This is a genomic window from Palleronia sediminis, assembly GCF_004358695.1.
Classification (GTDB): domain Bacteria; phylum Pseudomonadota; class Alphaproteobacteria; order Rhodobacterales; family Rhodobacteraceae; genus Palleronia; species Palleronia sediminis.
The window spans coordinates 38,150-51,668 of the sequence record NZ_SNAA01000013.1 but is presented as its reverse complement, the minus strand read 5'-3'; the positions used below and the strand labels follow the sequence as shown (position 1 = coordinate 51,668).

At 65.8% G+C, this 13,519-nt stretch carries 12 protein-coding genes; 5 read left to right on the top strand and 7 right to left on the bottom strand.

Translation table 11 applies throughout. The annotated features are described in order from the left end of the window. The first annotated feature begins 70 nt into the window (after positions 1-70). Together hpf and E2L08_RS11905 are read left to right on the top strand one after the other, a co-directional pair. The gene (gene hpf / locus E2L08_RS11910; protein ID WP_133397315.1) at positions 71-649 is read left to right on the top strand and encodes a ribosome hibernation-promoting factor, HPF/YfiA family; all 579 of its coding nucleotides are present in this window, start codon (positions 71-73) and stop codon (positions 647-649) included. Positions 650-688: 39 nt separating this feature from the next. Beyond that, complete coding sequence (locus E2L08_RS11905; RefSeq protein WP_133397314.1) at positions 689-1,153, top strand: PTS sugar transporter subunit IIA; 465 nt, start codon at positions 689-691, stop codon at positions 1,151-1,153. A gap of 4 nt (positions 1,154-1,157) precedes the next feature. Here the strand turns inward: E2L08_RS11905 and E2L08_RS11900 are convergent, their stop codons facing one another. The 7 genes from E2L08_RS11900 to cysQ all read right to left on the bottom strand — a co-directional run bounded on the left by E2L08_RS11900 (position 1,158) and on the right by cysQ (position 9,128). Next, the gene (locus tag E2L08_RS11900) at positions 1,158-2,567 is read right to left on the bottom strand and encodes a nodulation protein NodH (RefSeq protein WP_133397313.1); all 1,410 of its coding nucleotides are present in this window, start codon (positions 2,565-2,567) and stop codon (positions 1,158-1,160) included. A 4-nt stretch (positions 2,568-2,571) separates the two neighbouring features. Continuing rightward, positions 2,572-4,266 (bottom strand): DUF5927 domain-containing protein, encoded by a 1,695-nt coding sequence (locus E2L08_RS11895; RefSeq protein WP_133397312.1) that lies wholly within the window; start codon positions 4,264-4,266, stop codon positions 2,572-2,574. Continuing rightward, the gene (locus E2L08_RS11890; RefSeq protein ID WP_133397311.1) at positions 4,263-5,273 is read right to left on the bottom strand and encodes a glycosyltransferase family 2 protein; all 1,011 of its coding nucleotides are present in this window, start codon (positions 5,271-5,273) and stop codon (positions 4,263-4,265) included. The genes E2L08_RS11895 and E2L08_RS11890 overlap by 4 nt, the downstream gene beginning before the upstream one ends. A gap of 100 nt (positions 5,274-5,373) precedes the next feature. Further along, positions 5,374-6,294, bottom strand: coding sequence for a glycosyltransferase family 2 protein (locus E2L08_RS11885; RefSeq protein WP_240758218.1), 921 nt, complete (start codon positions 6,292-6,294; stop codon positions 5,374-5,376). Between the two features lie 140 nt (positions 6,295-6,434). Beyond that, positions 6,435-7,418: a UDP-glucose 4-epimerase GalE gene (galE, locus tag E2L08_RS11880; protein WP_133397309.1), complete on the bottom strand. Its 984-nt coding sequence runs from the start codon at positions 7,416-7,418 to the stop codon at positions 6,435-6,437. Between the two features lie 4 nt (positions 7,419-7,422). Further along, the gene (gene galU, locus E2L08_RS11875) at positions 7,423-8,313 is read right to left on the bottom strand and encodes a UTP--glucose-1-phosphate uridylyltransferase GalU (RefSeq protein WP_133397308.1); all 891 of its coding nucleotides are present in this window, start codon (positions 8,311-8,313) and stop codon (positions 7,423-7,425) included. Positions 8,314-8,351: 38 nt separating this feature from the next. Next, the gene (cysQ, locus tag E2L08_RS11870) at positions 8,352-9,128 is read right to left on the bottom strand and encodes a 3'(2'),5'-bisphosphate nucleotidase CysQ (protein ID WP_370450686.1); all 777 of its coding nucleotides are present in this window, start codon (positions 9,126-9,128) and stop codon (positions 8,352-8,354) included. 152 nt (positions 9,129-9,280) lie between these two features. Between cysQ and E2L08_RS11865 the strand changes: the two genes are divergently transcribed. The 3 genes from E2L08_RS11865 to dnaJ all read left to right on the top strand — a co-directional run bounded on the left by E2L08_RS11865 (position 9,281) and on the right by dnaJ (position 13,473). Further along, positions 9,281-10,102 (top strand): ABC transporter permease, encoded by an 822-nt coding sequence (locus tag E2L08_RS11865; RefSeq protein WP_133397306.1) that lies wholly within the window; start codon positions 9,281-9,283, stop codon positions 10,100-10,102. 223 nt (positions 10,103-10,325) lie between these two features. Beyond that, positions 10,326-12,248, top strand: coding sequence for a molecular chaperone DnaK (gene dnaK / locus E2L08_RS11860; protein ID WP_133397305.1), 1,923 nt, complete (start codon positions 10,326-10,328; stop codon positions 12,246-12,248). A gap of 73 nt (positions 12,249-12,321) precedes the next feature. Continuing rightward, positions 12,322-13,473, top strand: a complete 1,152-nt coding sequence (dnaJ, locus tag E2L08_RS11855; protein WP_133397304.1) for a molecular chaperone DnaJ — start codon at positions 12,322-12,324, stop codon at positions 13,471-13,473. The last annotated feature ends 46 nt before the right edge of the window (positions 13,474-13,519 follow it).

The following is a 13,519-nucleotide window of genomic DNA, read 5'->3' as shown; positions in this document are numbered from 1 at the left end:
ATATTCGGCCGGATCGCCGGGCGCGACAATCGCGACCGGGCGTTCGGGCGACTGACCAGAGGAGTGTCACATGCGCTATCAGATCAGCGGCAAACAGATCGACATCGGAGAGGCGCTGCAAACCCACGTCAAGGCGCAGATCGAGACCGTGGTCGAGAAATATCCCGGCCGGCCGACCGATGCCCTTGTCGTCTTTTCGCGTGACGGGTCGGCCTATGCCTGCGAGGCGGTGCTGCACCTGTCGACCGGGCTGACCGTGCAGGCGAAGGGGAAAGAGCATGACATCTATGCCGCTTTCGACGCCACCAACCAGAAGATGGAAAAGCAGCTTCGCCGCTACAAGCGCCGGTTGAAGGATCACCACCGCGACCGGGAGCGCCCCGTTGAACTTCTGGCCGCGTCGTCCTATATCCTCGCCGCAAACGAGGATGCTGAAGCGGAAGAGCCCGCAAGCCTCCAGCCGATCATCGTCGCTGAAATGGAAGCGCGGATCCCGTCCTTGTCGGTCGGCGAGGCCGTGATGCAGATGGAACTTGCCGGCGCGCCGGTGCTGGTGTTCCGCAATGAAAAGCAGGCGAACGGGATCAATGTCGTCTATCGCAGGGACGACGGCAATATAGGCTGGATCGAACCCGACCATAGGACCTGAAACCGGCCGGTCGGGTCGCGACAACATCTTGGATTCTTCATGATTCTATCTCACCTCCTGCGGTCCGAGGCTATTCGGGTCGTTCCGTCGGCGAGCAGCAAGAAGCGCCTGTTCCACCTGATCGCGGAGATCGGTGAAGAGGTGTATGGTCTGCCCGCCGAGGCGGCCATCGAGGCCCTGCTGGAGCGTGAGAACCTCGGCCCGACCGGCGTCGGCAACGGCGTGGCCCTGCCCCATGCGCGGCTCGACGGGTGCGAAAAGGTGCACGGGGTGTTCCTGCGGCTCGTGAAACCGCTCGATTACGGCGCCCCGGACCGTTTGCCGGTGGACCTGTTCTTTGGGCTCTTCGCCCCGTCCGATGCCGGTGTCGATCACCTCAAGGCGCTGGCCTCGGTGTCGCGGACCCTGCGCGACGCCGACCTGTGCGCGCGGCTGCGCGCCAATGACGAGGTCAACGCGATCTATGCGCTGTTGACCGAACCCACGGCGACCCACGCGGCCTGAGGGCTCAGACCCACCCGAACATCAGGTAATCGCGCGCATAGATCTGCGCGACCAACCTGTCGATCCGGGGGTCGCGGATCGCCGCCAGCGGGTGCGGCCCCGGCTCGGGCTCGGGCGCATAGACCGGCGCCGCGATCCCCGCATCGCCCGCCAGCATCGACAGCATCCGCGGCAGGTCGTCCTCGCGGATCAGCAGGTCGGGGATCGCGAAATCGGCGAGCCCCTGCAGGATAGCCGTCTGCGTGGCCCAGGCCGGATCGACGCGAATGCTGGTCTGCCCGCCCAGATTGCCCTTGACGAATTTCAGGAACCCCATGAAGGCCGCGCGATGGGCCTCGGCGTCGTACTCCGCGGCGAAGGGATTTTGCGGCAGGGGCACGGCATAGGTCGTGCGCAGCGTGTCGGCGATCTCGGTGAAACGCTCGGGGCCGTCGAGCAGGATATGCCGGCAAAAGGCATCATGCGCTCGCGCGACCGGGTGGCGCAGCACCGAGAACCGCCGGTGTCCGGGCCGCTCGGCCAGCCATTGACGCAGCTCTTTCTGGCGCATGTCGCGCAGCAGATCCCCGGTCCCCACCCCGTCGAGCGCGGCGAGCCATGCCTCGACCGCGCGCATGGGCCCGCCCTTGACCGGCACGAACAGCAGCGGTGCGCGGGCCGCGCCGACATAGCTGGGCACGTTGGGGCCGCGGCGCGGCTCGAAGCTCGGGGTGCGGTTCAGGGCGAAATGGTCGATCCCCGACAGGGCCGCGACCGCCTCGTCGTAATTCTCGACCTTGTCGCGCAGCCCGTCGGGGTTCTGCACCTTGGTCTTGCGCGACAGCGCCTCGATCCGGCCGGGAACGCCCAGCCACGCGGCCAGCCCGTTCATCACGTCAAGCTCGCCCACATCCTCGTAGGCAATGTAGAACGCCGTCTGACCTGTCGTCTGAAGGCGCCGCATGATGTCGAGCTGCGTTGCCTGGAGCCGCGCCAGATGGGCGTGAAAGGCGTCGATGTCGAAATGGATGCGCGTGCTGCGCGCGTTCTTGAGGTCGCTCAGCCGCCACTGGTTCGTCTGCCGCGCGATCTGGAGGCTCACGAAACTGTCGAGCGGATTGCGCGTCAACACGATCTTGGCGCAATCGCGATCCCCCATCACCCGTACAAATATCCGCGGGTCATGGCCGGTGAACAGCCGGAACCCCGCAAGCCCGTCGGTGCGGTCGCGAATGCGGTCCAGCAGCGCGCCGGGATCGGCCTCGCGCGCGGCGAGGTCCATGCCCAGCATCTCGGTCTTGCCGGCCCCGCCCATGAAATGCGGGTTGAACGCCTCACCCCAGCAGCGCAGGCCCGGAATGGCGTTCAGGTTCTCCTCGAGAAAGTTCGACCCGGTCCGCATTTCGGCCAGGACGACAAAGGACGTGAAGGGCATCGGACTACCTTACGGCATAGGGTTTCGGGCGGGCGGGGCGGTCTGGCGCGCTGTCGCCGGTCCGCAGATCGCCGACCAGCCAGGGCTGCATCCCCTCGTTGCGCAGATCCTGCAGGAACTGCCCGAAACCGGTCAGATCGCGCATCCGGGGTGCTTCGGTCAGGCGCAGGCCCGCCTTGTTGCCGATCTCGTCGATCATGGTCTGCAACGGCTCGACCGGAGATTCGATGAAATCGGCCAGCGTCCAGACATGGACCCGCGCCTTGGCCCAGCGGCTGCGCAGATGGTCGAGATGCTTGCCCTCGATGCGCTGAAGCTCGGCCGCCTGCTTGCGGATCTCGATCACCGGCCGACCGGACAGGTAGAGCGGGATCGCCCAGGCCCCCGTGATCGCAAAGACGTCCGCGTTCAGGTCATAGGGAAAGAAATCGCCTGCCGCGACGGTGTCGCGCGGCCCGTAGAGAAAGCTCTGCCGTTCGCCGCGCGTGTTCCAGATCAGGTTCGTCAGAAAGGCCACCGCGTTATAGTCGCGCAGCGTCGCGCTGTCGGAGAGGGCGCCCGAGAATACCGACTGCCCGTCGGCAAACTCGGCCCGTTCGGGGCCGAACAGATGGCCATGCGCGCGCAACCCTGTGGTGCGGGCGGCCCAGGCGGGGAAATCCTCGAACAGGTCGCCGAACCCCTCGAACACGACATACCGCGCGCAGGTCCGCCCGGCATCGGTCTGCACCCGCGGAAAGCGCCCGGTCATGTAAAGCCCCGCGCGCCCGCGGGTCCGACGCTCGATCGCCTTGGAAAAGATGCGGTCGATCTTGCCGGGATTCGGCTCGGCCCGGCTTTCGGTGGCGGTGCGGTCCGACAGGAAGGTGGCATAAAGCCGGTCCGCCCGCGGCCAGATCTTGCGCGCGACAAAGCAATCCGAGCGTCGGAGAAGCTGGAGGTGATCGTCGTAAAAGATATGCGGCTTGCCCTGGTAATCGAACTTGGCCAGTGTCAGCGACCGGCTTTCGACCCTGTCGGTGCAAAGCCGCACGAGGCTCTGGAAATAGCTTTCGTCGGGAATCCACACGCCCTTGAAAAAACGGTCGAACTCGGCCCGGCGGGGATGGTCGAGAATGGCCTGCAGCGTCCCGCGGGTCAGGCACCACCATTGCGACCCCATATGCGGAACCAGCCCTTTGGGGATCCGGCGGCGGTAGCCGAGGCGCCGTTGCAGGCGAACCGACAGATCGAAGAGCTTGCGCTGCCGTTTCCACGAGAACGGAAAGCGCAGGGCGAACCGTTCGTGATCGAGCCCGCCCTTCGTCCAGGGCACGTCCTCGGTCGTCACGCTTTCGATGAAGTTCACGCCCGGCCGCTCGGCCAGATAGGCGCGAAGCTGCGAGATATGGCGCAGGGGCAGGCACGAGCCCGACGCGAGAAAGACATGGCTCGCCGTCGGAAACTCGTCGATCATGACGCGCGCGGCGGCCAGCGTCGCGGCGACCAGCGACCACCGCCCCCATTCGCAGCGAAACCGCTCGGAAAAGCGGATGTTGTGCCGCCCCTCGAGCGCGGCGACCAGCGTGTCATAGGCCTCGCGGCTTACGCGGCGGTCGACGTGGATGACCACGGGGCACCCGCGGTCGGCCCAGTAGCCCGCGACCTGCGCGGCACGGTCCAGCCCGTCATGGCAGAGCATGAGGAACCCGACCCTCATGCCCAATTGCCCTTGGACATCAGGCCCAGGATCTCGAGCTGCCGCCAGTTGATGTAGCGCTCGGACCACTTGCACCAGAATTGCGGGCGCTCGGCCATCCGATCGGCATAGGCCTTGTACTCCCGCCCCTCGCCGTAATGCTCGGCGCGGGCGGCCTCTTCGTCGGCGCGCCCGGCGAACACGTCGAGAAACTTGGCATGGAGCAGTACGCCGCAGGCCTTTTCGCCGCCCTGATCGTCGAAGACGAGGTTCAGTCCCCGCGGCAACAGCATATGGGTCGAGCTGGCGAACACCACGCCGCGGCGCCATTTCACCAGCGGCACCTTGTTCAGCGCGGGCGCCAGCTTGGGCCGGTCGGCAAAAAATACGCGCGCCCGCGGCCCGCCCTGTATCCACAGGCTCGAGTAATCCCAGTTGCGCGAGATCGTGTAATTGCCCGCGTCGAACCACGAGGCGATCTCGATCGGGTTCTGCCCCTCGGAATAGGCGGCCTGCGCGAGGTCGCCCTTGGGATACATGTCGAGCAGCATGGCACCGAAAGACCGGATCTCGGTCGCGTCGAGCCAGTCGGTCAGCGCGCGCAGGGGCCGGGTGTCGCAGAACGGATAGACGAAGAACTCGTCGACATCGACGCACAGCACCCAGTGGCCACAGCAATAGCGCCGGCCGAGCCAGTTCAGCCAGTCGACCCCGAACCGCGACCGCCGGTAACTGGCCTCGGTGCGCCAGACCGAGCAGTCGGGCTGGCCGGCGAGGTATTCGGCGCTGCCATCCGTGCTGCCGTTATCGACGAAAAGGAAATGATCGACGCCGATACCGCGGTAATAGGCCAGGAAGAACGGCAGGCGGATGCGTTCGTTGCGCAGCGTCGACATGACCAGCGTATCGCCCGGCCGGATTTTCCGGGTACGCTGCTTGACGCGGGTCAGGTCGCGGCGCTTGCGGATGGCGCGGTAATACCATCGCCGCCGGCGCAGCCCCAGCCGGATTGCCTTGAACGCGCTCACCGCCCCGCCTCCGCATTCGTGCCTTGGTGCCCGGTGCTTGTGCCGGGCTTTCCCCGGACCGCCATATCACACCGCCCCCCGCCGTCACAGTCCCGCACGATCAGATCCACCCGCCCCGCGACATGAGGCCAAGCGCCTCGAGATGGCGCCAGCCCCGCAACCGGGTGGAGCGGGGCGTCCACAGGGTCGGGTTCTCGATGATGCGGCGATAATATTCGGTGTATAGCGCCGAATTGGCGAAATGCTGGCCGCGCATCAGCTCCTCCTGCGATTTCTCGACGATCTGATCGAGGAACTTGGTATGCAGCAAGAGCCCCGTCACCTCTTCTCCGCCGGTCTCGTCATAGATCGCGTTGAGCCGCCGCGGCAGCGCCGCGTGGGTCGAGTTCACATAGACATAGCGGCGGTTCCATTTCACCAGCGGCACCTTTTGCAGCGTCGGCGCGCGTCTGGGTTCGGCTGCGAAAAAGGCCCGCGCGCGCGGCCCGCCCTGCACCCAGAGATTGCCCATGGGCGCCTGCCGGCGGATCATGTGGTTCCCGGCGTCGAACCAGTGCAGGATATCGGTCGGATCGTCGCCCGCCGCATAAGGCGCATCGCCCACCGGGCCGCGCGGATAAAGGTCGAGCATCAGCGCGCCCATCATTTCGCGCCCCGAGGCGTCGAGCCATTCGGTCAGGGCTTGCAGGGGGCGGGTGGGCCAGTTCGGATAGACCAGCAATTCGTCCGCATCCAGCGTCAGGCACCAATGCCCATGGCCGTGTCGGATCATCAGCCATGTCAGCCAGTCCAGCCCGAAACGCGACAGCCTGTAGGATGCGCCCGTCCGCCACAGCGAAACGTCATCGGCCCCCGCCAGCAGTTCGGCCGTGCCGTCGGTGCTGTCATTGTCGACGGCCAGGAAATGCGCCACGCCCAGCGCGCGGGTATGGCGCAGGAACCAGGGCAGGCGCTGCGCCTCGTTGCGCACGCACAGGAAACACAGGATGGCATCGGGCGCGATGGTTCGGGTCCGGTCCACCACCGGCACGATCTGGCGGCGTTTGGCAATGGCGCGCGCAAGCAGCCTTCGGCGCCTCCACCGCAACCGATAGGCGGTGCGCAGGTCGGGGGGCGGGGACGGGGCCGCCGGGTCGGCGCCGGGAGAGCCGCCCCCGCGGATCACCCCTGGTAATGTCCGGTCCGGTGCCATGCCCAGGCGTCGGCGATCATCGTCTCGAGGTTCGACCGCGTCGGCCGCCACCCCAGGTCGCGCTCGGCGCGCGTGCTGCCCGAGACCAGTGCCGTCGCGTCGCCCTGCCGGCGCGGACCGGTTTCGACCGGGACGGCACGCCCCGTGACCGCGGCGGCGTGGTCGATCACCTGCCGGACCGAATAGCCCTTACCCGTCCCGAGGTTGAACACCGCGCTGTCGCCGCCCCGCGCCAGGCGGTCGAGCCCGGCGACATGCGCCTCGACCAGGTCCATGACATGGACGTAATCGCGCACGCAGGTGCCGTCGGGCGTGTCGTAATCCTCGCCATGGATCGTGACCGACGCCCGCTCGCCCGCCGCCGCCTGAAGCACGATGGGGATCAGGTGCGTCTCGGGGCGGTGGAACTCGCCCACATCGCCATCGGACGAAGCACCCGCAACGTTGAAATATCGGAACGCGACCGACCGCATCCCGTGGGCGGCGCCGAAATCGCGCAGCATGTGCTCGACGGCGAGTTTCGAGGCCCCATAGGCGTTGATCGGCCGCAGCGCGCAGGTTTCGTCCAGCACGATGCCGTCCTGGTCGCCATAGACGGCGCAGGTCGAGGAAAAGACGAAGTCGAGGCACCCGGCCCGGACCGCCGCCTCGATCAGCCGCAGCGATCCCAGGACGTTGTTCAGCCAGTAGGCGCCGGGGTCGCGCACGGATTGGCCGACATCCGACAGGGCGGCGAAATGCATCACCGCGTCGGGCCGGTACTGCGCGAACACCCGGTCGAGCGCCTCGGCGTCGAGCAGGTCCACCTGCTCGAACGGGCCGAACTTGACGGCGTCACGCCAGCCGACGGACAGGTTGTCGATCGTGACGGGCTCGTGTCCCGCGGACACCAGCGCCTTGCAGGCATGGGAGCCGATATAGCCCGCCCCCCCGGTGACCAGGATGCGCCCCACGCGCCTAGCGCCCGAGCCGGCTGTCGTCGAGGTCGCGGATGAAGGCGGCCAGCTCGTCGCGCAGTTCGGGGCGGCGCAGGCCGAATGCGACGGTCGCCGTCAGGAACCCGGTCTTGGACCCGCAATCGAACCGCTCGCCCTTGAACTTGAGGCCGGTGACGCCCGGCGTCTTGCCGATCTGCTGCGCGATCGCGTCGGTCAACTGGATCTCGCCGCCCTTGCCGGCCTCCTGCCCGTCGAGCGCGTCGAGAACGTCGGGCGTCAGGATATAGCGCCCGATCACGGCAAGGTTCGACGGCGCCTCGCCGGGCTCGGGCTTTTCGACCATGCCCTTGACCTGCATCACGTCGCTTCCGTTCGCCTCGACATCGAGAATCCCGTAGGCCGAGGCCTTGTCGGCGGGAACTTCCATGGCGGCCATCATGCAGCCGCCGACCTCGGCATGGGCATCGACCATCTGCTTGAGGCAGGCCGTATCCGCGGCGATCACGTCATCGGGCAGGATCACGGCAAAAGGTTCGTCGCCGATCAGGCGCCGCGCGCACCAGACCGCGTGACCGAGCCCCATCGCCGATTGCTGACGCACATACGAAATCGCGCCCGACGGCATGTTCGTATGCTCGAGCGTCTCGAGCAGCGCGTGCTTGCCCTTTTGCTTGAGCGCGGCCTCGAGCTCGGGGGCGAGGTCGAAATAATCCTCGAGCGCCGATTTCCCGCGCGACGTCACGAAGATGAAATCCGTGATCCCCGCCGCGCGCGCCTCGTCGATGGCGTATTGGATCAGCGGACGGTCGACGAGCGTCATGATCTCTTTCGGGATCGACTTGGTCGCGGGCAAGAAGCGCGTTCCAAGCCCGGCGACGGGAAATACGGCTTTCGTGACTTTTGATGTCATGGGGTATCCTGGGGTTGAGCTGTCGTGACGATGGCGCGTCAGGCCGCGGAGGGCCTGAGCGTCACGCCCGGAACTAGTGCGATGAAAAACGGATTCTCGAAACCCGGCTTGCCATAGGCCAGGGGCGCATGATCGTCGAAGCGGACGACCTGCCCGCCCGCCCCTGCCAGAACGGCATGGCCAGCGGCGGTGTCCCATTCCATCGTGCGCCCGAGGCGCGGATAGAAATCGGCCTCGCCGGTGGCGACGAGGCAGAACTTGAGCGAGGACCCCGCGCTTTTCACGTCGGCCACGTTGTAGCGGCCGATATAGTCGTCGGTCGCTGCATCGCGGTGACTTTTAGAGGCCACGACGCGCAGCGCGCCATCGTCCGGCGTCGCGACCGTCAGGGCGCGCGTCTCGCCCGGCGCGTCCTTGGCCAGATCGCCGGTCTCTTCGACCGCGCGGCCGTCGGCCTCGGTATAGAAGAGCCGTCCCTTGGCCGGCGCATAGACGACGCCCCGGATCGGCACGCCGTTCTCGACATAGGCGATGTTGACGGTGAAATCCCCGCGGCGCTTGACGAATTCCTTCGTGCCGTCGAGCGGATCGACGATGAGAAAGGTCGCGACGTCCTGGCCGTGGCTCGCCGCCTGTTCCTCGGTAACGAGCGGCGTGTCGGGAAAGGCCGCGCGCAGCCCGGCCGAGATCAGCGCATCCGCGGCCTCGTCGGCCTCGGTCACGGGGCTCGCGTCGCTTTTCGTCTTTACCTCGAAATCGTCGGCGCCGTAGATCTCCATGATGGCGTCGCCCGCTTCGAGCGCGAGCCGACGCATGGTCCGCTGAAGAACGTCGTGGTCCAAACCGCTCCCTCCGATGTCATTGCGGGGCCGTTGCCCCTGGGGCGTGCGGTCCTTATGATCCAGCGTCAAGAAAACAACAAGATTTGCGTGTACGAAACGCCGCAGACCGGGATCGGGTAATTTCCATGTTTCAGCAGACGCGACACGCGACACGGATGGGCGGTGCCGTCGGCGTGCTGGAACTCATCTACCACAACACCGTCCGCAACGTTCGCAAGACCCATTCCAACGCGCTCATGGCGATCGGGCTGAACATCCTCCAGACCGTGGTGTTCGTCGGGGCGTTCTACATCATGTTCTCGGTGCTGGGGCTGCGCGGATCGGCGCTCAGGGGCGATTTCCTGTTGTACATTATGACGGGGATCTTCCTGTTCATGGTCCACACCCGCACCGTCTCGGCCATCGCCGGGGCCGAGGGGCCGTCATCGGCCATGATGAAACACCGCCCCATGAACACGATCATCGCCGTGGGCGCCGCCGCGCTGGGGGCGTTGTATGTCCAGATGCTGTCGATGATCCTCGTGGTCTATGTCTATCACGTCATCTGGGGGCCGATCACGATCCACAACTGGCACGGATCGCTGGGGATGGTCCTGCTGGCGTGGTTCTCGGGCGCGGCCATCGGGCTGTGCCTCTATGCGCTCAAGCCGTGGCTGCCCAATTTCACCTCGACCGCGGCGACGATCTACCAGCGCGCCAGCATGATCGCCTCGGGCAAGATGTTCGTAGCCAATTCGCTGCCGGGCTACATGATCGCGTGGTTCGACTGGAATCCGCTGTTTCACGCCATCGACCAGGCGCGGGGGTTCACCTTCGTCAACTATTTCCCGCACAACTCGAACCTCGTCTATCCGGTCGTCGTATCGCTGGTTCTGCTGATGATCGGCCTCATGGGCGAGTTCTATACGCGCCGCCATGCCTCGATGAGCTGGGACGCCGGACGCTAGCCCGCGGCCGCGGCGCGTTGCAGCCTCGGGGAAACACAAGGGCAGAATCCCCCGGCCGGTTCAATTCGGACGGCTTGCAGGCCAAAAACCGCCTTCCTATATACCCGAGGACACCGGACAGGGGGTCGCCCCCCCGGTATCGCCCACATCACAGGGATCGCCGGGCCGGCGCCATAACGGGCCGGACCGCACGAACATCGCCTAGAGAAGAGGATCAAGAGCAATGGCCAAAGTGATCGGTATCGACCTCGGCACGACGAACAGCTGCGTCGCTATCATGGATGGCAGCCAGCCGCGCGTGATCGAGAACGCCGAAGGGGCGCGCACGACGCCCTCGATCGTCGCCTTCACCGAGGAAGAGCGGCTCGTCGGCCAATCCGCCAAGCGGCAGGCCGTCACCAACTCGGAAAACACCGTCTTTGCCGTCAAGCGTCTGATCGGACGCCGCTTCAACGACGAGCATCTCGCCAAGGACAAGAAGAACCTCCCCTATTCCATCGTCGATGGCGGGCAGGGCGACGCATGGGTCCAGGCGCGCGGCGAAAAGTTCTCGCCCAGCCAGATCTCGGCCTTCATCCTGCAAAAGATGAAGGAAACCGCCGAGTCCTATCTCGGCGAGGACGTGACCCAGGCCGTCATCACGGTGCCGGCCTATTTCAACGACCAGCAGCGTCAGGCCACCAAGGATGCCGGCAAGATCGCCGGGCTCGAGGTGCTGCGCATCATCAACGAACCGACGGCCGCCGCGCTGGCCTACGGTCTCGACAAGAAAGAGACCAAGACCATCGCCGTCTATGACCTCGGCGGCGGGACGTTCGACATCACCATCCTCGAGATCGACGACGGGCTGTTCGAGGTGAAATCCACCAACGGCGACACGCTCCTCGGCGGCGAAGATTTCGACATGCGCATCGTCGATTATCTGGCCGACGAGTTCAAGAAAGAGCACGGCGCAGACCTGCGGTCGGACAAGATGGCGCTTCAGCGTCTCAAGGAAGCCGCCGAGAAGGCCAAGATCGAGCTGTCGTCGTCCTCCCAGACCGAGATCAACCAGCCCTTCATCTCGATGGGCTCGAACGGCCAGCCGCTGCACCTCGTGATGAAGCTGACCCGCGCCAAGCTGGAAAGCCTGGTGGGCGACCTCATCAAGGCGTCGATCAAGCCGTGCCAGGCCGCGCTCAAGGATGCCGGCGTCTCGACCGGCGAGATCGACGAGGTCGTTCTGGTCGGCGGCATGACCCGGATGCCCCGCGTCATCGAGGAAGTGACCAAGTTCTTCGGCAAGGAGCCGCACAAGGGCGTCAACCCCGACGAGGTCGTGGCGCTGGGCGCGGCGATCCAGGCCGGGGTGCTTCAGGGCGACGTCAAGGATGTCGTGCTGCTCGACGTCACGCCGCTGAGCCTCGGAATCGAGACGCTGGGCGGTGTCTTCACCCGGCTGATCGACCGTAACACGACGATTCCGACGAAAAAGAGCCAGATCTTCTCGACTGCCGAGGACAACCAGAACGCGGTGACGATCCGGGTCTTCCAGGGCGAGCGCGAGATGGCGGCCGACAACAAGATGCTCGGTCAGTTCAACCTCGAGGACATTCCCCCGTCGCCGCGCGGGATGCCCCAGATCGAGGTGACGTTCGACATCGACGCCAACGGCATCGTGTCGGTCTCGGCCCGCGACAAGGGCACCGGCAAGGAGCAGAACATCACCATCCAGGCGTCGGGCGGCCTGTCCGACGACGAGATCGAACAGATGGTGAAGGACGCCGAGACCAACGCCGAGTCCGACAAGAAGCGCCGCGACCTCGTCGAGGCCCGCAACCAGGCCGAAAGCCTCATCCATTCGACCGAAAAGTCGATGGAGGACTACAAGGACAAGGTCGACCCCACCACGGTCGAGGCGATCGAACTGGCCATCTCGAACCTGCAGGAGCAGCTCGAGAAGGACGATGTCGACAAGATCAACTCGGGCATCCAGAACGTGCGCGAGGCCTCGATGAAGCTGGGCGAGGCCATCTACAAGGCCGAGCAGGAGAAATCGGGCAGCGCCGATGCCGGCGAGGCGTCGGAAACCGGCACGGGGGCCGAGGACGACTCGATCGTCGATGCCGATTTCGAGGATCTCGACGACGACAAGCGCGCGTCGTAAGGGCGGCACGAACGCTCCAGCGGCCGGCCCGACCATATCGGGCCGGCCGATTTGTTTCGGAGGATGAAACGGAATGGCCAAGCGGGATTTCTATGACGTTCTCGGCGTCGCCAAGGGCGCGTCGGCGGACGAGATCAAGCGCGCGTATCGCCAGAAGGCAAAAGAACTCCACCCCGACCGCAATGCCGACAACCCCAAGGCCGAAGCGTCCTTCAAGGAGGCGAACGAGGCCTACGAGGTGCTCAAGGATGCCGAGAAAAAGGCCGCCTATGACCGGTTCGGCCACGCCGCCTTCGAAGGCGGGATGGGTGGCGGACGCCCCGGCGGACATGCCGGCGGCGCGGGACAGGCCGATTTCGCCTCGGCCTTCTCGGATGTGTTCGACGATCTCTTCGGCGATTTCATGGGCGGTCAGCGGCGCGGCGGCGGGCAACGCGCCACGCGCGGGTCGGACTTGCGCTACAACCTTCGCGTGACGCTCGACGAGGCCTATCACGGGCTGCAAAAGACGATCACGGTCCCCAGCTCGGTCGCCTGCGCCACATGCAGCGGCACAGGCGCCGAGGGCGGCGCCGAGCCGTCGGTCTGCCCGACCTGTTCGGGCATGGGCAAGGTTCGGGCGCAACAGGGTTTCTTTACCGTCGAACGGACCTGCCCGACCTGCTCGGGCGCCGGTCAGATCGTCAAGAACCCCTGCCATGTCTGCGGCGGGGCCGGTCGCGTCAAGAAGGACCGCGCGTTGAACGTCAACATCCCCAAGGGGGTCGAGACCGGCACGCGCATCCGTCTTTCGGGCGAGGGCGAGGCAGGGCTACGGGGCGGACCTGCGGGCGATCTCTATATCTTCGTCGAAGTGGCCGATCACCCGATCTTTCAACGCGAGGCCGAAAACCTGTTCTGCCGCGTGCCGGTCTCGATGACCAAGGCCGCGATGGGCGGCGATATCGAGGTGCCGACCATCGACGGCGGGCGCAGCCGCGTCAAGATCCCGGCCGGCAGCCAGTCGGGCAAGCAGATGCGCCTGCGTGGCAAGGGGATGCCCCATCTGCGCAATACGGGCTCGGGCGACATGTTCATCGAGATCCATGTCGAGACGCCGGTCAACCTGACCCAGCGCCAGAAAGAGCTGCTGGCCGAGTTCGAGCGTCAGAGCGAGGACAACAACCCGGAAAGCTCGGGCTTTTTCAAGACCGTCAAAGGGTTCTGGGACAGCATGAAAGGCTGATCGGGCGGCGCGTCTTAACCGGACGGTAAGACGCGCCTGCAATGCT